General features: G+C 64.4%; 21 protein-coding genes and 1 pseudogene. 8 read left to right on the forward strand and 14 right to left on the reverse strand.

Annotation, left to right across the window (positions count from 1 at the left end; all coding sequences use genetic code 11):
- Positions 1-16 precede the first annotated feature (16 nt).
- Positions 17-271 (forward strand): hypothetical protein, encoded by a 255-nt coding sequence (locus ACWPN8_RS22155; protein WP_492242307.1) that lies wholly within the window; start codon positions 17-19, stop codon positions 269-271.
- A 55-nt stretch (positions 272-326) separates the two neighbouring features.
- Positions 327-455 (forward strand): hypothetical protein, encoded by a 129-nt coding sequence (locus ACWPN8_RS22160; protein WP_492242308.1) that lies wholly within the window; start codon positions 327-329, stop codon positions 453-455.
- Positions 456-548: 93 nt separating this feature from the next.
- Here the strand turns inward: ACWPN8_RS22160 and ACWPN8_RS22165 are convergent, their stop codons facing one another.
- The 8 genes and pseudogenes from ACWPN8_RS22165 to ACWPN8_RS22200 all read right to left on the reverse strand — a co-directional run bounded on the left by ACWPN8_RS22165 (position 549) and on the right by ACWPN8_RS22200 (position 8,241).
- Positions 549-1,313, reverse strand: a complete 765-nt coding sequence (locus tag ACWPN8_RS22165; protein WP_492242309.1) for a maleate cis-trans isomerase family protein — start codon at positions 1,311-1,313, stop codon at positions 549-551.
- 12 nt (positions 1,314-1,325) lie between these two features.
- Positions 1,326-2,696 carry an MFS transporter gene (locus ACWPN8_RS22170; RefSeq protein ID WP_492242310.1) on the reverse strand — a complete coding sequence of 457 codons (1,371 nt, stop codon included), beginning with the start codon at positions 2,694-2,696 and terminating at the stop codon, positions 1,326-1,328.
- Positions 2,693-3,847 carry an FAD-dependent monooxygenase gene (locus tag ACWPN8_RS22175; RefSeq protein WP_109450270.1) on the reverse strand — a complete coding sequence of 385 codons (1,155 nt, stop codon included), beginning with the start codon at positions 3,845-3,847 and terminating at the stop codon, positions 2,693-2,695. Before ACWPN8_RS22175 ends, ACWPN8_RS22170 begins: the two co-directional genes overlap by 4 nt.
- Positions 3,844-4,341 (reverse strand): acyl-CoA thioesterase, encoded by a 498-nt coding sequence (locus ACWPN8_RS22180; RefSeq protein ID WP_492242311.1) that lies wholly within the window; start codon positions 4,339-4,341, stop codon positions 3,844-3,846. Before ACWPN8_RS22180 ends, ACWPN8_RS22175 begins: the two co-directional genes overlap by 4 nt.
- Positions 4,338-5,525: an AMP-binding protein gene (locus ACWPN8_RS22185; protein ID WP_492242312.1), complete on the reverse strand. Its 1,188-nt coding sequence runs from the start codon at positions 5,523-5,525 to the stop codon at positions 4,338-4,340. Before ACWPN8_RS22185 ends, ACWPN8_RS22180 begins: the two co-directional genes overlap by 4 nt.
- Positions 5,526-5,649: 124 nt before the next feature.
- Positions 5,650-6,009: pseudogene (locus ACWPN8_RS22190) on the reverse strand (AMP-binding protein); the annotation flags it as partial.
- Positions 6,010-6,049: 40 nt separating this feature from the next.
- A complete protein-coding gene (locus ACWPN8_RS22195; RefSeq protein WP_492242313.1) occupies positions 6,050-6,925 on the reverse strand; it encodes a VOC family protein in 876 nt (291 codons plus the stop codon).
- 35 nt (positions 6,926-6,960) lie between these two features.
- The gene (locus ACWPN8_RS22200; RefSeq protein WP_492242314.1) at positions 6,961-8,241 is read right to left on the reverse strand and encodes an alpha/beta fold hydrolase; all 1,281 of its coding nucleotides are present in this window, start codon (positions 8,239-8,241) and stop codon (positions 6,961-6,963) included.
- Between the two features lie 325 nt (positions 8,242-8,566).
- On the opposite strand from ACWPN8_RS22200, the gene ACWPN8_RS22205 reads away from it, so the two are divergent.
- Positions 8,567-9,280 carry a TetR/AcrR family transcriptional regulator gene (locus ACWPN8_RS22205; protein ID WP_492242315.1) on the forward strand — a complete coding sequence of 238 codons (714 nt, stop codon included), beginning with the start codon at positions 8,567-8,569 and terminating at the stop codon, positions 9,278-9,280.
- Between the two features lie 95 nt (positions 9,281-9,375).
- Here the strand turns inward: ACWPN8_RS22205 and ACWPN8_RS22210 are convergent, their stop codons facing one another.
- The 6 genes from ACWPN8_RS22210 to ACWPN8_RS22235 all read right to left on the reverse strand — a co-directional run bounded on the left by ACWPN8_RS22210 (position 9,376) and on the right by ACWPN8_RS22235 (position 14,668).
- Positions 9,376-10,089, reverse strand: a complete 714-nt coding sequence (locus ACWPN8_RS22210; RefSeq protein WP_492242316.1) for an IS6 family transposase — start codon at positions 10,087-10,089, stop codon at positions 9,376-9,378.
- 71 nt (positions 10,090-10,160) lie between these two features.
- Positions 10,161-10,835 carry a 3-oxo-tetronate 4-phosphate decarboxylase gene (otnC, locus tag ACWPN8_RS22215; protein ID WP_492242317.1) on the reverse strand — a complete coding sequence of 225 codons (675 nt, stop codon included), beginning with the start codon at positions 10,833-10,835 and terminating at the stop codon, positions 10,161-10,163.
- Positions 10,832-12,139, reverse strand: coding sequence for a 3-oxo-tetronate kinase (gene otnK, locus ACWPN8_RS22220; RefSeq protein WP_492242318.1), 1,308 nt, complete (start codon positions 12,137-12,139; stop codon positions 10,832-10,834). Before otnK ends, otnC begins: the two co-directional genes overlap by 4 nt.
- Positions 12,139-12,828 carry an aspartate/glutamate racemase family protein gene (locus ACWPN8_RS22225; RefSeq protein WP_492242319.1) on the reverse strand — a complete coding sequence of 230 codons (690 nt, stop codon included), beginning with the start codon at positions 12,826-12,828 and terminating at the stop codon, positions 12,139-12,141. Before ACWPN8_RS22225 ends, otnK begins: the two co-directional genes overlap by 1 nt.
- Positions 12,825-13,661, reverse strand: a complete 837-nt coding sequence (locus ACWPN8_RS22230; RefSeq protein WP_492242320.1) for a hydroxypyruvate isomerase family protein — start codon at positions 13,659-13,661, stop codon at positions 12,825-12,827. Before ACWPN8_RS22230 ends, ACWPN8_RS22225 begins: the two co-directional genes overlap by 4 nt.
- Positions 13,662-13,744: 83 nt before the next feature.
- Positions 13,745-14,668, reverse strand: coding sequence for a glutamate cyclase domain-containing protein (locus ACWPN8_RS22235; protein ID WP_109450243.1), 924 nt, complete (start codon positions 14,666-14,668; stop codon positions 13,745-13,747).
- Positions 14,669-14,932: 264 nt separating this feature from the next.
- Between ACWPN8_RS22235 and ACWPN8_RS22240 the strand changes: the two genes are divergently transcribed.
- The 5 genes from ACWPN8_RS22240 to ACWPN8_RS22260 all read left to right on the forward strand — a co-directional run bounded on the left by ACWPN8_RS22240 (position 14,933) and on the right by ACWPN8_RS22260 (position 18,952).
- Positions 14,933-15,715 carry a GntR family transcriptional regulator gene (locus ACWPN8_RS22240; protein ID WP_109450241.1) on the forward strand — a complete coding sequence of 261 codons (783 nt, stop codon included), beginning with the start codon at positions 14,933-14,935 and terminating at the stop codon, positions 15,713-15,715.
- Between the two features lie 416 nt (positions 15,716-16,131).
- Positions 16,132-16,890 carry a molybdate ABC transporter substrate-binding protein gene (locus ACWPN8_RS22245; RefSeq protein WP_492242321.1) on the forward strand — a complete coding sequence of 253 codons (759 nt, stop codon included), beginning with the start codon at positions 16,132-16,134 and terminating at the stop codon, positions 16,888-16,890.
- Complete coding sequence (locus ACWPN8_RS22250; RefSeq protein WP_492242322.1) at positions 16,874-17,557, forward strand: amino acid ABC transporter permease; 684 nt, start codon at positions 16,874-16,876, stop codon at positions 17,555-17,557. The genes ACWPN8_RS22245 and ACWPN8_RS22250 overlap by 17 nt, the downstream gene beginning before the upstream one ends.
- Before the next feature lie 7 nt (positions 17,558-17,564).
- Positions 17,565-18,224, forward strand: a complete 660-nt coding sequence (locus tag ACWPN8_RS22255; protein WP_109450235.1) for an amino acid ABC transporter permease — start codon at positions 17,565-17,567, stop codon at positions 18,222-18,224.
- On the forward strand, positions 18,221-18,952 hold the full coding sequence (locus ACWPN8_RS22260; protein ID WP_109450233.1) for an amino acid ABC transporter ATP-binding protein: 732 nt from the start codon (positions 18,221-18,223) through the stop codon (positions 18,950-18,952). The genes ACWPN8_RS22255 and ACWPN8_RS22260 overlap by 4 nt, the downstream gene beginning before the upstream one ends.
- Positions 18,953-18,956 lie beyond the last annotated feature (4 nt).

Consider the following 18,956-nt stretch of genomic DNA (forward strand, 5'->3'; position numbering starts at 1 on the left):
TGTTCTGATCCAGCCGATGCCGTTCAAAGGCAACGCCGCGCGCCGTCATCACATCCCCAAGCAGCGATACAGGGTTCGCAACTGGCAGAAGCATGATGCTGCGCTGCGAGCGCGTGGCAGCCTGACCGTGTGGTTCAGCGACGAGGCCGTGCCGCCGCGCTCCACCACGGTGCCGAGCGATAGCGCGCAGAGCGATCCGACACCGCGGGACCGGCATCCGCAGGCCATCGCTGACGGTGGTCGCGGGGCATGGCAGGCAACATCCGGCTAAAACTTGCGCGCGCTCGTGGAGGCCATCTTCAGCCGCTACAAACACGTGATCGGGGATGGTCCGCGCTTCCATACCTCCGCGCTTCCATACCGACGACCGGCGGCAGACCGGGATCGGCGTCGCCGTCCCGGTCCTGAACCGCATGCTCGACCTCGGACGCCCGGACTCCATCCGCATCGAGTAATCAACAGCGTCGGCCACGCCGTCAGAAGCTCCACTGCCTCGATGCTGCAACGTCACCTGTCGCGCTCCCCTCGATTGACGTTGCCCTTGGCAGTCAGCGCAAGACTGGCAGGCCTTCCGCCAGCAACGCCCCGGCGCCAGGAACTGCGGGGGTCAGACCCAGACGGGAGAGCATGCCGTACACGGTGCAGACCGCCGTGGAAACGGTAGGAATGCCAAGCATCTCCTCGATGGGGCGGATCGCCGGCAGGGATGGCATCTGCACGCAGGCCGAGGCAACGACGACGTCCGCCCCGGCCGTCTTCAGCGAACGCACGTCCTCGACCAGCCGCATGGGGTCTCGGCGGCCGACCTCCAGGTTGTCGGCGATCTCGAAACAGCGCCAGTCGATCACCTCGATCCCTTCATGCTCGATGTAAGCCACCACCAGTTCGGTCAGGGGACGGGTGTAGGGTGCCATCAGGGCGATGCGGCGCGCGCCGAGCGCCTTCAGCCCCTCGACCAGCGCGCCGGCCGAGGTCATCACCGGCGCCGCGCAGTGGTTCGCGTGGGCGATTTCAGCCAGTTCGCGCTCCACTATGCGGTGGTGGCCGAGGCCCATCGCCATGATGGCGACGAGGCAGGCCGTGCTCATCACGTCGACGCGGGCGTCGGCGAGTTCGGCGGCACAACGCAGCCCCTCGCGGTTCATCGCCTCCAGCTCCTCCTTCACCACCCGGTGCATGCGCATCCGGCTGGAATGGAAGGTGAAGCGTTCCGGCAGCATCGCCTCGCGGGCGCGCAGCATGGCCGGGATTTCAGTTTCCATGGTCGTGTTGGAACTGGGCACGATCTGCCCGATGCGGTAGGTGCGGGTCATGATGCGGGCTCCTCAGCTGCGGGATCGGGCGGGTTGCGGGGCAAGAGCGCCGGCCGTGCTGCCGGCCGTGCGCGGCAGCCGGCCAAGCGCCCAGAGCAGCAGGTTGCCGGCCAGCGCGATCAGGCAGGGAATGGCGGCCACCACCAGAAGGTCGGCGGTGGACCAGTTCAGCCGCATCAGTTCCCCGCCGATGACCGGCCCGAAGATCGATCCCAGCCGGCCGATGCCGAGCGCCCAGCCCGCCCCCGTCGAACGAACCGGTGTCGGGTAGAAGGCGGCGGCGAGCGCGTTCAACGCGGACTGTCCCCCCAGGATGCAGAAGCCGGCCACCGCGATCACCGCGCCCGCGATCCCCAGCGAGCCGGAGACCTGTCCGATCAGCGCCACGCCGAGTGCGCCGGCCAGCAGATTGATCGCCAGCGTCGGGCCGAAGCCGTGCCGGTCGACCAGCCAGCCGAGCAGCAGGTTGCCGACCAGCCCGCCGACCCAGAAGATCGTTCCCACCATCACCGCTGCCGAGGCGGGATGACCGGCCTCCGTCATGATCACCGGCAGCCAGTTGGCGAGGAAATAGGCCGCAAGCAGGTTCATGAAGTTCAGCAGCCACAGCAGCGGCGTTGCCACCGCCATCGTGCCGCGGAACAGCTCCAGGATCGGCGCACCGCGCGCCGGACGGTCGTCTGCGACCAGAACCGTGTCGTCGCGCATGGTCAGGTCCGGCTCGATCCGGGCAAGCCAGCGCCGCACCTGCTCCAGCGTCCGCCCCCTCACCGTCAGGTATTGCAGGGATTCCGGCAGCAGGGCCAGCATCGCCACGCCCAGCAGCAGCGGGGCGGCCGCACCGGCGAGGAACACCGCATGCCAGCCATAGGCCGGGATGAGCAGGCCGGCGACGACCCCGCCCAAGGCTCCGCCGAGGATGAAGCCGGATGAGGCGACCATCATCAGCGTGATGCGCACCCGCGCCGGGCTGAACTCCCCGGCCAGCGCCACGGCATTGGGCACGATCGCACCCATGCACAGGCCGGTCAGGAAGCGCATCCATCGCAACTCCTCGACGCTGGCGGCCTGCGCGGTCGCGAAGCTGGTGAGTGCCAGACACAGCATGGCGGCGATCAGCACCGGGCGGCGGCCGAACCGGTCGGCGATCATGCCCATGACCAGGGCACCCAGGGTCATGCCCAGCAAAGCGGCACCGAATACGGTGCCGAGATCCGCCTTCTGGATGCCCCAGTCGCCGATGATCGCCGGAGCCACATAGCCCATGGCCTGGACATCGAATCCGTCGACGATCATGCACAGGGTGCAGAGCGCGACGACGCGCAACTGCAAGCCGCCCAGCCGGCTGCGCCCGATAACGTCGGAGACGCTGACAATGTTCATGCCGTCCTCCCCAGGGGTTCGTCGGTGTTCTGCGCCTCGTAGGCGGCGGTGAAATGCGGATCGCGGCGGCGCAAATCCTCGTGGCTGACCTGCCCGGTGCGCCGCATGTAGTCGTAGGCGAAGCCGACGGGGTCGAGGTGGAGCTTGCCGGCGACCGTCTCGTACCAGTCCAGGCTGCGCGCGGCGGCGCCCTGGAAGCTGGAGGAGGACCGGCGGCGCTGCGCCTCGAAGACGGCGAAGGCGGCGGTCAGGTCGCCGGGATGGTCGACGATCCCGCGGTGAAGCGCGATGGCGTCCTGCATGGCCATGCGGGTGCCGGACCCCAGCGAGAAGTGCACAGTGCGCAGCGCGTCGCCCAGCAGCACGACGTTTCCGTGATGCCAGCGCTCGTTGCGTACGATGTTCGCCTCGAACCAGTGCGACCGGTTGGTCAGCAACGGGTTGCTGCCAAGGTCGGCTTGGAATATCTCCGTGCAGGCGCGGCTGCTCTCCTCCTCGCTCATCCGGTCGAAGCCGGCGCGCAGCCACGTCTCCGGATCGACCTCGACCAGGAAGGTGCTGAACTCCGGGCTGTACTGGTAGCTGTGGGCGATGAAGACGCCAGCCGCGGTTTCGCGGAAGATCAGCGAGACGGGATGGAAGCGCTGGCGCGTGCCGTACCAGGCGAACTTGTTGCGTCGCCGTTCAAAGCTGGGGCGGAACTGTTCGGCGTAGTGCAGGCGCACCGCGCTGTTGGCGCCGTCGGCCCCGACCAGCAGGTCGGCGTCCTGCGCCAGCGCGTCGATGTCGGTGATGCGTTCGCCGTGGCGGATCTCCACACCCACCCGCAGGCAAGCCTGCTCCAGTGTTTCAAGCATGGCGAGCCGGGCGGTGCGGGAGAAGTGATTGCCGTGGATCTGCACGCGGGTGTCGCGGTGCACGATCTCCATGTAATCGCAGCATTCATGCCCGGCGGTGAATTCGGCGAAGAAGTCCGGGTCCGCCTCCTTCAGAAAGGAAAGGCCGACGTCGGAAAAGACGACACCCCAGCCGTAGGTGGCGCCCCGCGGGTTCTGTTCCAGGATTTGGATGTCGTGCGCCGGGTCGTGCTTCTTGGCGAGCAGGGCGAAATAAAGGCCGGCCGGCCCGCCTCCAATGATGGTGATCTTCATGCCGGGCCTCCTTCCGCCGCACGGCCTTCTGCCGCACAGGCGCCTTGGTAGCGTTCCAGCGCCTGCCGGAATGCCGGGGGGATGTCGATGGAGCGGCGTTCGCCGCGGGCGACGCAGACCGGGGTCAGATGTGCCAGGAACGCGATGTCGCCATCGAGCGTGCGGGCGCAGATCCGCAGCACGTAGGTGCGGCTCCGGATTTCCGCGACCGTAACGGTCATCTCGAACTCCTCGTCCGGCCGCAGCGACCGGCGGAAGTCGAAGTCGAGCGCGCGGGTGGGCGTGCCGAACCCCTGCTCGTCCTTGGCGCGCTGCGGGGTGGTGCCGAACAGGCTGCCGTAGAACAGCTCCGCGGCCGAGATGACGTATTCGCTGAAGGTGACGGTGTAGACGACGCCGGCCGGGTCGCATTCCCCCCATTTCACCCGGCGGCGGATCACCAGGGGGTTGGCGCCGACGATGTATTCGGTTGCTGTGAAGTCGTTGGGAGTCATGCCGCACCTGCCGTGGATTCAGCCGCCAAGATGTCGGCGATCAGTGTTTTCAGCGCCGGCTTGTTCAGCTTGCCGACGCGGGTGAGGGGGAACTCGTCCAGCACCTCGACGCGTTCCGGGCATTTGTATTTCGCAAGCCCGCAACCGGTCAGGAAGGCGCCCAGCTCCTGCACGTTCGGAGCCGGCATGCCTGGCCGCGTGATGATGAAGATGCAGCCCTTCTCGCCATAGACCGGATCGGGCATGGCGACCAGCTTGGCGTCGGCGACGCTGGGATGGCGGCTGACATAGGCCTCCACCTCTTCGCAGCCGATCTTCTCGCCACCGCGGTTGACGTTGTCGCGCAGGCGCCCTTCAAAGGCGTAGCAGGTCTGTCCCTCCACGACATGGGCCGTCATGATGTCGCCCGTGCGGTAGAAGCCATCGGACGTGAAGGCCCCGGCATTCGCCGCCGGGTTGTCGAGATAGCCGCGCAGGCTGGACGGGCCGCGGAAGCACAGCTCGCCCATCTGGCCGGGCGGCACCGGGGTCTCGCTTCCCGGTTCGAGCAGCCGGATCTCGTCGAACGGACAGCCGGATGTGCCCTGCGTGCGGTGCCGCCGCTCAGTCGGGGCGTCCGCCGGCGAGCCGAGAAGCAACCCCTCGGTGATGCCGTAAAGGTTGGAGCAGGGCACGCCGATGTGCTCCTCCAGCTTGTCGGCGCGGCTCATCGTCGCGAACAGCCGGAGGGAGGACAGGTCGTGCCGCCGGATGTCCGCATAGCCCATCAGCTGCGGCGCGATGGGGCCGACCGACAGCGCGTGGGTGACGCGGTGCGCCTCGATCAGCTCCAGCATGCGCCGGATGTCGACCTTCGGCATCAGGACGACGGTCGCGCCGCCGAGCATCATCGGCATCAGCGCATAGACCTGGGCGGCGTTGTGCAGCAGGGGCAGCGACCACAGGATGCGGCTGTCGGCCGTCATCCCGTAGAGCCCCATCAGGTGCCGCACATGGCCGAGATATTCGGCATGGAAGCGCGGAATGATCTTGGGCAGTCCGGTCGTGCCGCCGGACAGCTGGAAGGCCAGGACGTCCTGCGGACCGAAGGGCAGGCCGGCCAGCCGGGCGCGCGCGGTTTCCGCCGGAACGGCAGCGATCAGAATCCTCCAGCGCCAGTCCGGCGGACCTCCCGCCCCGCGCAACCACGAGATGCTGCAAGCCGGTGTGCCGTTCCATCATGGACATGGCGAAACCGACGAGATCGAAGCGGCTGAAGTCCGCCTGGACGAAGTAGCCGCGGGCGCCGCTCTGACGGGCCAGCTCGCCGATCTCCACCTCGCGGTGCTGCGGCAGCGTGCAGACGGGGACGATCCCCGCCTTGAAGCAGGCGGCGAGCGCGATGACGGTCTCGACCGTCGTGCCCATCTGGAATATCGCGCGGTCGCCGGCGGCAAGGCCCAGCGCCAGCAGCGCCGCGGCCAAACGGTCGCTCGCCCCGTCCAGTTCGGCGAAGGTGACGGTCCGCTCGTCGCCGATCAGGGCCGGCTTGTCAGGATGGCGCGCCGCGGTGGCACGCAGCGCGTCCCCGACGGTGGACGGGATCCAGGCTCCGTCGGCAAGGTATCGCTCGGCCTGATCGGCCGGCATGTAGACGACTCCGCTTATGGGATTGCGGATTCCTGTCATCTCTGTCCTCCCCTTGATGCGTTTCGATGCGCGGGCCGCCTTAAGCAGCGGGGGCGATGACGACGCGGTCGCGGTCGAAGATCTCGATCCGGCCGCGGATGCCGCCGGTGAAAAGTCCGTACCAGACCGCCGGCTTCAGCCCGAGCGCACGACGCTGGAACTCGACCGGCCCGGCGGCGTCGATACGGTCGTGGGTGTCCAGCGCGGTGACGGTGCAGTCGCCGCGCCCGCGGGCCGCGCGGGTCAGGCTGGCGAACTCCTCCAGCCGCGGCACGAAGATGCTGACCGCCGCGGAGGGGCCGCCGTCCGCATCGAGCAACCTGGACTTTCTTGTCCAGATCTCGTCGATGGCGGCGACGCGCCGGCCTTCGGCGGATGCCGCGTCTTCGGCATCCAGGGCGGCCCGCAGGGTCAGGGCGGCGTCGGTGGCATCGATGGCGTTCAGCGGCCGCAGCTTGCGGGTGATCTCAACGAAATAACCGTTGGGATCGCGCACGTAGATGGACTCGATCACCTCGTGCGTGGTCTCCACCGAAACGGTCAGACCCTCGGCTTCCAGGCGCCGCTTCCAGTCCTTCAGTTCCTCTTCGCTGTCGACGAGCCAGGCGGTGTGGGTCGCATCGAAGACGTGGTCGTCCGGCAGCGGCGGCATCGCGGCGCGCCCTTCCAGCGCCTCCGGCTGGTCGGACCCGAGATAATAGAAGAAGGCGATCGTGCTGCCGTTGCCGCTGTCGAAGAAGAAATGCAGGAAGTCGGGATGGGTGGCCGGGCCCCAGCCGCGCGCCGAGATGACATGGACGAGCGGCAGGCCCAGCTTGTCGCGGTAGAACTCCACGGTTTCGCGCAGTTTCCAGGTCGGGCGGGCGCTATGGTCCACGCCGCGCAGGCGGAGCCTGGTCGCAGATTGGTCAAGCATGCTGGTCTCCTTGAATTCCTATTCGTTCGCGGCGCTCAGCCGCCGAAATGGTCGCGCAGCCACCCGCCGACCGCCCGGCCTGCGGCGTAGCGCCCCGGCTCCTCATCCGGGGTCAGTGCGCGGCCGTGGTGATCGCCGCGGATGCGCAGATGCGTTTTGCGTCCTGTGGCGAAGCCGTCGAACAGAGACGCGACCCTCGACGGGAAGGTCGAGACGTCGCCGGTGTATTCGACCAGCAGCAACGGCTGTTCGACGGCTGCCGCGGTCTTGTGCAGGGAAGCGTTCGACGACAGGCCCGACCAGGTCGACAGCCACGCCTCAGGGGAGCAGACGCGGGCGAAGCCGACCGCGCCGTAGTTGGAGGCAAAGGGATCCCGCCCCCACAGGGAGCCATAGCCGCGGTCGGACGGATCGAGGCTGGGGTCGAAACAGTGCAGGTCGGCATCGGTCCGCCAAACGGTCATGAGTGGCGTGTGGGCGCCGCGCCGCCGGTCGTCGATGCCGCCGGTCTCCTTGGCGCGCTTGCGCGCCGCCAGCCGTTCCCCGATCAGGGCATGCGCCCGTTCGTCCAGGCGCGCGACCCGGGCCTGCTGCGCGGAGCGGTAGCGTTCGACGAAGTCCGGGGAGTAGCGGGACGGTCCCGGAGGCTCCGCGAAGCCGTTCGCCGGACTGAAGGGATCGAGCGCCGGATCCACCGACAGCGCGTCATCCTCGTCGGTCACCGACGGGTCGATGCATCCCATCAGCAGCATGCCCTGGCCGGGGTGTGGCGCAACCAGCACCAGCCCATCCGCCACCGGCATCTCAAGCGACGCAAGATTGGTCGGCCGCCCGCCGGGCGTGCGGGCGATCCGCCGATCCGGCGTCAACTGCGACTGCTGCATGTAGAAGGCGTAGAGACTGCCGCCGCCGGAGTTGCCGAGCAGGACGATGCGGCGGAAGCCCTGGGCGCGCAGGAAGGACAGCCCTGCGGCGACATCGAACAGAGCCGTCTCGTGCTCAAGCCGGCTGTCGTTGCCGACGGAGCGCGGCGACTGGGACCAGGCGGCGAAGCCGGCTTCCACGATGTCCGGGACAAGGTAATGGCAGGCCATGAATTCCCGCGGGTGCATGATGCACACGACCGTGTCGCTGCGCCCGCTGACATAGAGTGTGCCCCCCGTCGCCGCCCGGTCGGCCGTGCGCAGCGCCACGTTGCGCGTCAGCGTGCCGTCGGGAAGGTCGCGCGGGTTCCAATCGGTGTTGAGAAATCCCGCCGTCGCCGCCTGATCCGCCGACTGATGTGCGGCAGGCGCGGGTGTGCCCGAAACCGGCATGTCCATCGTCTCCCTTACGAAGGGCGGCGCGATCCGCCCGTATGTTGGTCTTGAGGCAGGCCGGCACGGCCATTCATCGATGCTGCCCGCCCTGCATATTTGACATGGTGACGAATAATTGACGGTACCGTCAATAGGTGGAAATTCCTGTCAAGGCGCGCTTTGTCGCACCTGCATTGTGGTCATTGCCGTTCAAGGCAACGTTTTCAAAGCCTTCGATGCCCTTTGGGATTGGGAAGCCCCCGTCAATCAACGCTTCAAAAATTTGACGTTCGCGTCAAAACCTCCCATCCTGCGGCATGGAGAAACCGGATAGGAGGACGGGGTGGGCAGAACATCGGCCAAAGCGGAAACCGGCCGGAAGGCGCTGCTGCGCCAGAGCGTGCTCGACGCGGCGGCAAAGCTGTTCGCAGAACGCGGCTTCGCCGGCACCAGCTTCCAGGATATCGCCGACGCGCTGAATGTCGGACGCACGGCGCTCTACTATTATTTCAAAAGCAAGGAAGAGATCCTGGCTTCGCTGGTGGAGGAGGTCACCGTCGTCAGCGATCGGCAATCCGCCATGCTCTCGGCCCGGACCGACGACGATCCGGTCGAGGTCCTGCGCTCCATGGTGAGCGGCCATGTCGAGCTTCTCCTCTCGCACGCCCTTCATTTCCGGGTCGTGGATCGGACCGAGGTGGAACTGCCCCCCGACCTGCGCGCGGTGCACGAGCGCTCCAAACGGGCCGTGCTCGACCATTTCACGACGCAGATCGCGCGAGGGATCCAGCAGGGCGTGTTCCGTCCTGTCGACGCCCGCGTCGCCGCTTTCGCGCTGATCGGCATGTGCAGTTGGACGACCTGGTGGTTTCACGATGGCGGGCGCAAGACGGCCAGGGAGGTCGCTGGGATTCTGGCGGATCTGGCAGTGCATGGCCTTTTGCGGACGGACGATCAGCGCAAGGCGGCCAGCGATCCCGGCAATCTGTTTCGCCAGTTGCACGAGAGCCTTGATTGCCTGGAACTCCTCTACAAGCGGCAGGATGCGGGAGCGTAAAGGGGTTCCGTTGACTTTGGCGGCACCGTCAAGTTGTTGGCGCTGGTGATGAGGGCGGGCGCGGTTTGAGCAGGAATGTGCGTTGGGCGGGACGATTACGCGGCCAGCGGCGCGCCGGCCACCTCAGCCCAGGCGGCGAACGCGTAGATTCGGGCGGCGCGGTACTCGGAGGCTGAGCGATGATCGCGGCGGAGATGGACGAGGTTGTTGATCGGGTCGTGGATGGACAGAAAGCGCTGCACCTGCCGTGGTGATTTGAAGCGCTTCATCTGCCGCTCGCGTCGTCGGGTCGGCTGATGACTGTTCTCGGCACGATTGTTAAGGCCCTTGTGCTGGCGGTGCTCGCAGCGCAGCTTCAGGTCCCTCTTGGCGGCGGCGTAGGACTTCAGCTTGTCGGTCACTATGACACGGGGAGCGCGGCCCTGCTTCTTGAGCAGCTTGCGCAGCAGACGCTTGGCCGCCTTGGTGTCGCGCCGGCTCTGGACGAGCGCGTCGAGCACGAAGCCGTCCTGGTCGACGGCCCGCCACAGGTAATGCTTCTTGCCGGCGATGCTGATGACGACCTCATCCAAATGCCACTTGTCACCGCGGGCGAGGCGCCGTTGCCGGATGCGGCTGGCAATCGTTCGGCCGATTTTCAGGCCCCACTGGCGCACGGATTCATGGCTGACCGTGATCCTGCGCAAGGCCAGCAACTCCTCCACCATGCGCAGACTCAGCGGAAAGCGGAAGTACAGGTACACCGCAAAGCTGATTACCTCGGCAGGGAAGCGGTAGCCAGCGTACATCGGATCGGGGCGCGTCGTCATCCCCGCCCTGTACCGTCACCCCGGCCACCTTGCCAACTCGAACTTGACGGCGCCGACTAAAAATCTAAGTATCAAGTCAATGTGTGAGGAGAATGATCATGCACGGGAAGGTCCAACGCAAAGCTGGACACCAAATCTTCTACCTGTTGCGGAGTAAGATAGCGCGGATTTAGCCCCCTCAGCATGAGATAAAGCTTCGCCGTTTCTTCCAACTCCTCGACGGCGGAAACCGCCGCCTCCAGCGACTCTCCGGCCACCACAGGGCCATGGTTGGCCAGAAGAACGGATGAATACCGCCCTGCCAGCCCGCGGATGGCGTCGGCGACGGCGGGGTCTCCAGGCCGATGGTAGGGGATTAGCGCGACTTGGCCCGCTTTCATCAAACAATAGGGTGTCATCGCCGGTAAAACCGCCGAGGGGTCTATCTCGGGCAACATCGTTACGGCAACGGCGTGTGTGGAATGCAGGTGCACGACCGCTCGGCTCTCCCGGCGGGTCTCATAGACGGCGCTGTGCAGTGGAATCTCTTTCGTCGCCGGATCACCGGAAAGCAACCGGCCGCCGGAGTCCAGCCGCGACAAACGGGCCGGATCAAGAAAGCCCAATGACGCGTTGGTCGGTGTCACCAACCAGCCCCCGTCGTCCAACCGCAAGGATATGTTGCCCGAGGAGCCGGGCGTCAGGCCGCGCTCAAACAGAGATCGGCCAAACCGACAAATTTCTTCCCGCCATCCGCTCTCCCTCATCTCATGCTCCCTGGAGATGTCAATGATACCGCTGGACCCACGTCCATCATCCGCAGCGCCTGTTCGAAAAAGTCGGGTCCGCCAAAATTTCCGGATTTGAGGGCAAGCGCCAGCGTTGGACCGGTGTGGGTCGCGACGACGGGAACACCTGGGGCAATCTCGGGTCCAACCCTCAGGGCATCGAGATGAAGTGCCGACACCACCGCCCCCGATGTCTCACCACCCGCAACGACAAGACGGGCGAGACCGCCCTCGACCAATCGGCACGCCAAATCGGCAAACAACGCATCAAGCGATTTCGCCACGGCGTCCGTGCCGTAACACGTCTGCGCCGCCACGACCTGTTCCGGCTCGCTGGACGAGTAAATCAGGGGCGCCCGACCGGAATTCTCGCGCACGAACGCAGCAAGGCGCTCCACGTCGACCTTGCCCGTCATGACGTCGGCCACGGACACATTGACGGCGGGATGGCTGATCCGATGCCGCGCAATCTGCGCCAACGTCGCCTTCGAGCAACTGCCGGCAAGGATTGCCTCCGGGCCACTCACCAACGGGAAATCCCGCCTGTCCGTCACGGCCTCCGACCACCGAAGGATGTTGTCCGGCAACCCAAGCGCCAACCCGGAGCCGCCGGTCAGGAGCGGCGCGTCGGCGCAGGATCGCCCAATTGCGACAAGGTCTTCGTCCGTGATCGCGTCAACGACGATCAATCTCTCACCACGGGCAGCGGCGGCGTCCAACGCGTTGCGGATTGCTCCAGAGCCACGCCGCACGATCTCCCATGGCACTAGGCCGACCGGATGCTCCGTTTGCAAACCAAGCCAGCGGCACAGATTGCTGTCGGTCATCGGGGTGAGCGGATGGGCGCGCATGCTGGACTCGGCCAACGGAACCCCATCGACGAAGAGGTTCCCGTTATAGAGCGTGCGTCCGGCTGTAGGAAAGGCAGGGCAGACAACGATCCCCGAGACGTTGAGCGCATCGCTGAGAGCGTCCGCGACCGGCCCGATGTTGCCGGCTGGGGTGGAATCGAAAGTCGAGCAATATTTGAAAAAGATCTGACGGCACCCTTGCGCCTGCAACCACCGCAATGCGTCCACGGATTGCCGAACCGAATCCGCAGCACCAATCGATCGGCTTTTCAGCGCCACCACGCCGGCTTGGCAGGCCGGATCGGCGGACTTCGACGGAACTCCCAGGAACAAGGTCGTCATCAGGCCACATGACCCGGGGAGCCCCTTGGTCAACGTGTTGGCGATGTCGGTGGCACCGGTGAAGTCGTCGGCAATCACGCCAAGAAGCATCACCGGCCTCCCAAGGTTTGAGGCGACGTTCCAAGCACGCGCTGACGCATCCTGGCCACGGCCGCGTCCGGGGCGGTCAGGACGGGCGCACCGATCTTCGTTCGCAGGAGCGGTGCCGCCCGCGAGGTCGAGAAATGCGCCAGCATCACGGCATCGTACCCCTCGAACTGCTTCCCGCGCTCCGCGATCAGCCCGTTGTGCGTCTCGACGTCATGGTGGCGAAGTGCCTCGATCGCTTCGGGAATGACGATGGACGTGAGTTGGGCCGATGCTCCCAGCCGTTGTGATTCCTCGGCGAATTCCTCCTGCATCGTCGCCAGGGCAGGCGGAAAGGTCGCGATCATGCCGATCCGGTTCCCGGCCTTGATCGCCGCCTGGAACATGGCCTCGTTGGGTTTCAGGACAGGAATGCTCATGTCGCGCGCGGCACGCTCGATCGCCGGGCCGAAGGCCGAGCAGGTCACGAGCAGTCCGTCCGCTCCGGTGCTCTCGGCGTACCGGCAGAGGCTGACAAACCGTTCGGTCATCGGTTCCGTAAGTTCGTTCATCCTCGCTCGATCGACGCTCAGCCCGTCATCAAGCAGGTTGACCAATTCGGCGTCGGGCCACAGACGGGCGAACGCGTCATGGACCGGTTCCATGGCCACCGGGGTCGCGTGCAGCAACGCAATGCGGGGGGAACTCATCATCGCACTCCTGTGAATTGAGCTCCCGCATCGCCGGGAGCGGTCGGCAACCATGAAAAACTGGCGGCCGTCGTCAGCGATGGGTGATATTCGCAGCCGATGTAGCCGATGTAGCCAACGGCCTTCAGCGCCTCGAAAATCGGATCGAAGGCGATGGTGCCGGAACCAGGCTCGTGCCGGCCGGGAAAATCGGCGATCTGGACATGCTTGATGATCGCCGCGTGTTCGGTGATCAGCCGAACCGGGTCGTGACCGAGGGACACGCAATGATAGACGTCCATCAGCAGCCCCACGTTGGGGCGCCGGAGGTCATGGATCGCCGTGATCGCCAAACGGGGATCGTCGATGATGTAATTGGCGATGGAGCCCGGGCCGATTGGCTCGATCAGAATATCGATCCCTCTGGTGGCCGCCGCGTCGGCCGCGAAGGCCAGGTTTTCGAGATAGGTTTCCCAAAGCAACGGGTTCGCCACGTCGGCGGGCCTGACGCCGGCCATTGCATGAACAAGGCGACAACCGATGGCTTCGGCATAATCCAAGGTCGGCTGGACGCTCGAGCGGAACCGGGCGACGTGTTCGGGAAGCGCCGCGAACCCTTTCTCGCCACGTGTCACGTCACCGGCGGGAAACCCCGTCTGCGCGAAGCGCAGCCCGGCATCCGACAAGCGACGCGCCAATTCCGGCGCCGGAGTGTCGAACGGGTTCGGATGCTCCACGGCGCCAAAGCCGACGCGGCGGGCCGCCTCCGGGCGCTCGGCGAACGCTTGTTCCGTGAACAGAAATCCAATGTGCGCGCTGAGACGCCCGTCGAAGGAACGAAGGCAGGGGATGGACATGCGCAACTCCGGCTTGGTGGGTCCAGCTCCGTCCATTCCGATCCCAAGGGCCGGCGTGGACGGGTGCCAGACGGCGGTTTGCCTTAGGACGGCCTGACGATCGCTGCCATCTCCTCCACCACCGCGACGTGATCGGCGAGCGGCAGGCGGTCAATCGTCATCTGGAGCTGACCGGGGCGGTCGACGCGGCTGTCGTCGATGGCTTGGCCAATGTTGACGGCGGCGTCCAGAATATCGTGTTCGGTCTTCCCGTTGAAATGCTTGAGCAGGGCGGGAGCGAGATCCGGACGTGCAGCGGCGACTGCTGCCAGCAACGCATAGGCGCCCCAGTTGGCGACACCGGCCACGATGAGAAAATCGGCGCCGGTGCGCGCCGCGATCAAGGCCCCGTTGGGAATGTCCTTTTCCACGATGTCGGCGGGCAGGACACCCATGCCGATCTCGTTGCCGCCATCGCCGATGCCGATGGTCTTCCAGGGCGCCTTCCATCCGGCATCTTCGAACAGATAGTCGAGCGGCGCGGTGTCGCCCGATATATCCCAACCATGCTCGCGGTGCGGCTTGCCATCCGAACCAAGGGAGCAACGCTCAATGGCGATCAGATGGGTGATCGGTGACTCGTCCGCCTCCAGCTTGTGGCGGAGCTGACGAACGGACTGGGGACTCACCGACACGATCTCAAGCCCGACATCGTGCGGCAGGACCTTGGTTACCGCCCACACAGCCTTGGCGCAGGGAGCGTCGGAAATGGCCGTCACCTTGATGCCGGCTTCCGTCAACCCGGCGGCCAATTGGCCCAGCCCATTGAGCCCGTCGGTTTCCGGCGACGGCGGTTCCGCATGACGGACGAAGAAGCCGGCGATGATTCCGACATGTGGCGCTGGATGCTCGGCAATGGATTTGGCGGCTTTCTCCAGGTTGCCCTGCGAAAAAGCGACAAGACGTCCGATATCGCGCCGGACCGTCCGCCCGGCTGCGGCTTCCAACAACTCGAAAGCGGTTTGCATGTTCGCCTCGGAATGTGGTTCGTATATGCGACGTATATTACTCTGTGGCGATAGCGTCAAGCGCGTCCCGCACCGTTGGGCGGAGGCAATAAACTGATGATCGACAAACAGGGATGGCTCGGGCACAACAGGAATGGTGGCAATTGCCGTATTTGACCGGCGTTTGCGATGCTCACATATACGCGCCCCTAAGAGGCAGGCATGACCAAAGAAATAACTCCGAAATCGACCACGAAACGGCGCGGGCAAGGGGGGCGGAAGGTGATGGCCGACATACCGGTGACCGAGGACTCTCACCGGACGGTGTTCAGCAGCGCATCCGATGACGCACGCCTGATATCGCAGACCGACGCCGCGTTGGATGTGATCCGCTCGCGAATCATCGACATGACGCTTGAACCGGGGAGCCGCATCGACGAGCGCATCCTGATCGACCGCTTCAAACTGGGCAGGACGCCGGCCCGGGAAGCCATCAACCGCTTGGTGGCGGAGGGTTTCGTGAAGATCATGCCGCAGCGCGGCGGTACTTATGTGCGCAAACTCGACTTCGACGAAATGGGCGAGATCGTCGTCGCGCACCAGCTTGCCGAGTCCATTCTCGGTCAGATGTGCCGTCTGGACGATCCGTCGCTGGCTCCTGACCTGATGGCGATCCAGCGCCGATATACCGACAGCGTGAAGCGTCGGGATTTTCTCGCGATCACGCAGCTCAACCAGGATTTTCATCTGCGGATGCATGACACCATCGGCAACGCGCTGTTTTACGACTTCGCCGAATCGACGCATCGGCATGTCCGCAGGTTGAATGTGTATATTTACCAAGCAGAACAAGCGGATCCCGAATTCCAGTCCGAACAGTTCGCCGCCAATCTCGACCAGCACAATCAGATCATCGAAGCTGTCGCCAGGCGTGACCGGCCCGCGCTCATCGAATTGCTGCCGGATCATGCCAAATACACCCAACGTCGCCTGGTTCGGCTGCTGCAAAACAAGTCGGTTGGTCCACTGCGCCCCAACCTGTCCGAGTTGAGATCACCCCTGGCCTGACGGGCCGGGTCCCGACGATCGATCGGCCTTTCCGCCGAACCCAGCCTCCGGGGACGGCCGACCCACGTCGCCGATCCACGTCGCGTACTGCGTTTCGTACGCATTTGCACGTTGGCGCTTCAACGCGTCCCTCCGTTTCCGGCGCGGCGGGGACGCGACATCAGCCTTGTCCCGAGCAGCCTTCTGCGGGCATTCAGCCTGTGTGATCCATGCGTCTACTTAAGATTCTTATCGACCATGATCTTCCGTCTTGACGGACTCGTATATGTCATGGATATTTAACCGGTGATGGCAACGCCGACGGGCGAAACGGGTCTTCGCTCCATCCGGCAACCAGCTGCGTCTTCAGTCCATTCCGCGCATCGACCTGCGCAATGCACCGGCACACCCACCACATTGGAAGGTGATGATTCACCATGAACAACCGGTCACTCTCGGTGATGAGCACACTTGGAATCCTCGGTCCGCTCAAGGAGAGGATCGGGCCCGCCTTTGAAGCGCAGTCCGGCCACCGGTTGGCCATGATATACGATCCCACCACCGTCCTTCTTCAGACAATCGCGGCGGGGCGGAGGGCGGATGTCATTGTCGCGATCGACACGGCGCTCGACGCACTCACCGGGAATCGAACCCTGCTGCCGGACAGCCGCGTGATCGTCGCGCGAACGGCAGTGGGTTTGGCCAAGCGGGCCGGCACCGAGGCCATCGATGTTTCGACACCGGACGCCTTCGTCAACGCGCTGCTCGCGGCAAAGTCGATCGTCTACTCGCAATCCGGTGCCAGCGGCATTTTCTTCAAATCTCTTGTCGAGAGACTTGGCATCTCCTGGGAAATCGGTCGGAAGGCGATCGTCATACCCAAGGGCTTCACGGCCGAACTGTTGATTTCCGGTGAGGCTGAACTGGCCGTGCAGCAGATGAGCGAGCTTATGGTGGTCGCCGGGGCCGACATCGTCGGCCCCTTTCCGGAACCCTACGGTGCCTACACCCATTTCGCCGCAGCGGTGTTCGCGCAGACCGACCAGCCCGAGCTGGCTCATCGCTTCCTCGATCATCTGACGGGTGAACCGGCCGCCGAAGCCTTCCTGGCGGCCGGATTGGAACCGCTCGGACGGTTGGGTTCCGCGCGCCATTCCGGCTCATCACCGGGAGGCTCCGATGGCTGGAGAGCTTGATTTCAGCTTCCTCAGCGACTATTGGCCGGCAATCGCCTGGGGTGTCGTCTGGACATTCGTGATGACGGTCGCGTCGTTGATCCCTGGGGCCGCGTTTGGCGTGTTGTGCGCCTTGGCCCGCGTCTATGGATCCCCAACAATCGCCCGCATCGCGGCCGTGTATGTGGAGGTCATCCGCAACACTCCATCCCTTATTCAAGCATTCTGGCTCTTTTTCGGGCTCGCATCCCTCGGACTGCGGTTGTCTCCCTTCATGGCCGCCGTCCTGGCGCTGAGCATCAACTTTGCCGCCTATGTTGGAGAGATCATCCGGGCCGGGTTGGAAGCGACGCCACATGGAGAGATCGAAGCGGCGGACTGCCTTGGGCTGTCGCCTCTGCAGCGGATCACAGCGATCGAGTTGCCTCAGGCGATTGAACGGGTGTTTCCGGCGTTGGTCGGACAATCGATCCTGATGATGCTTTCAACATCAATCATGTATCAAATTTCGGCTGAGGAATTGACGGGTGTTGCTTGGTACATCCAGTCGTTCACATTCAGAAGTTTTGAGATCTACATGATCGTTGCCGCGCTCTACATCGGAATGACGGGCCTGATGCGTGCGGCGCTGTCCAGTGTTGGTCTTTTGGTTTTCACACGTTACCGCCGCCTGCGAACCCCCTTGTGAGGCTGCAATGCTCAACCTGACCACGCAACAATCACTCTTCATCCTGCAAGGCGCTGGCTGGACGATCCTGCTCTCCTTGATCGGCTTTGTCGGCGGTTCTCTGCTGGGGCTTCCCTTGGCTCTCGGCCTGACCGCAAAATCGATGGCGACACGCCTGGCCACCGGCTTCGGCATCAACGTCGTGCAAGGCATCCCATTGCCGATTTTGATGTTTGCCGTCTATTTCGGTGCGGGGCTCGCCGGTTTCGACCCGCCAACCTTGGCAGCCGCCGCCTTGGCCATGACGGCCTACTCGGCAGCGTTTCTTGCCGAGATCTGGAAGGGCTGCATCCGCGCAGTGCCGCGTCTGCAATGGGAAGCGGCGGATTGCCTTGCTCTGACCAGCCTCGACACCCTGCGCCTCGTCATATTGCCGCAAGCGGTACGGATCGCTACGCCTCCGACCATCGGATTTTTTGTCCAAATCGTGAAAAACACCTCTTATGCAGTGGTGTTGGCCTTCATGGAACTAACCTACTCAGCCCGCATCGTGAACAACAACAGCAATGAACCGTTTGTTGTATTCACAATCGCGGGAGCCCTTTACTTCCTTATTTGCTTTCCTCTTTCCAAACTCAGCAGACGACTGGAACGCTCTTTTGGGAAAACACGAGAGGCTGCGAAATGACGGATCCGATTGTCAAGTTTGAAGACGTTCACAAGCGTTTCGGCACCCTCGAAGTTCTGAAGGGCATCTCGCTGTCGGTCGAAGAGGGCAAAGTTGTCGCCTTGCTTGGTCGCTCAGGGTCGGGGAAGAGCACGGCCTTGCGCTGCGTCAACGGGCTTGAAAAAATCGCCAGCGGCTCGTTGACCGTCTGCGGACGGGAGCTGGGGAAGATGAACGTCGATCTCCGTCGGCTTCGGCAAGACGTCGGCATCGTCTTCCAAAGTTACAACCTCTTCCCCCATCTCACCGTTGCTCAGAACGTCATGTTGGCGCCGATCCGGGTGCGCAAGCTCTCCAAGAGCGATGCCGGGAAATTGGCGGAGCATGTGTTGGATCGTGTCGGTCTGTCCGACAAGCTGTCCTGTTATCCGGAGCAGCTGTCCGGAGGGCAACAGCAGCGTGTCGCGATTGCGCGATCCCTGGCGATGCAGCCACGTGTGTTGCTGCTCGACGAGGTTACTTCGGCGCTTGATCCCGAACTGACCGGCGAGGTTTTGCGGGTGATTGAATCGCTCGCACGCGAACGGATGACCATGATTCTGGTGACGCACGAAATGGGGTTTGCGCGGAAGGTCGCCGACCAGATCGTGTTCATGCATCAGGGACGGGTCTGGGAAACGGGAGACAGAAGTCTGCTCGCCAACCCACAGACTCAAGAACTTACGCAATTCGTCGAGAGCGATCTTTAATCAA

This window comes from Azospirillum sp. UENF 112521, from assembly GCF_058780665.1.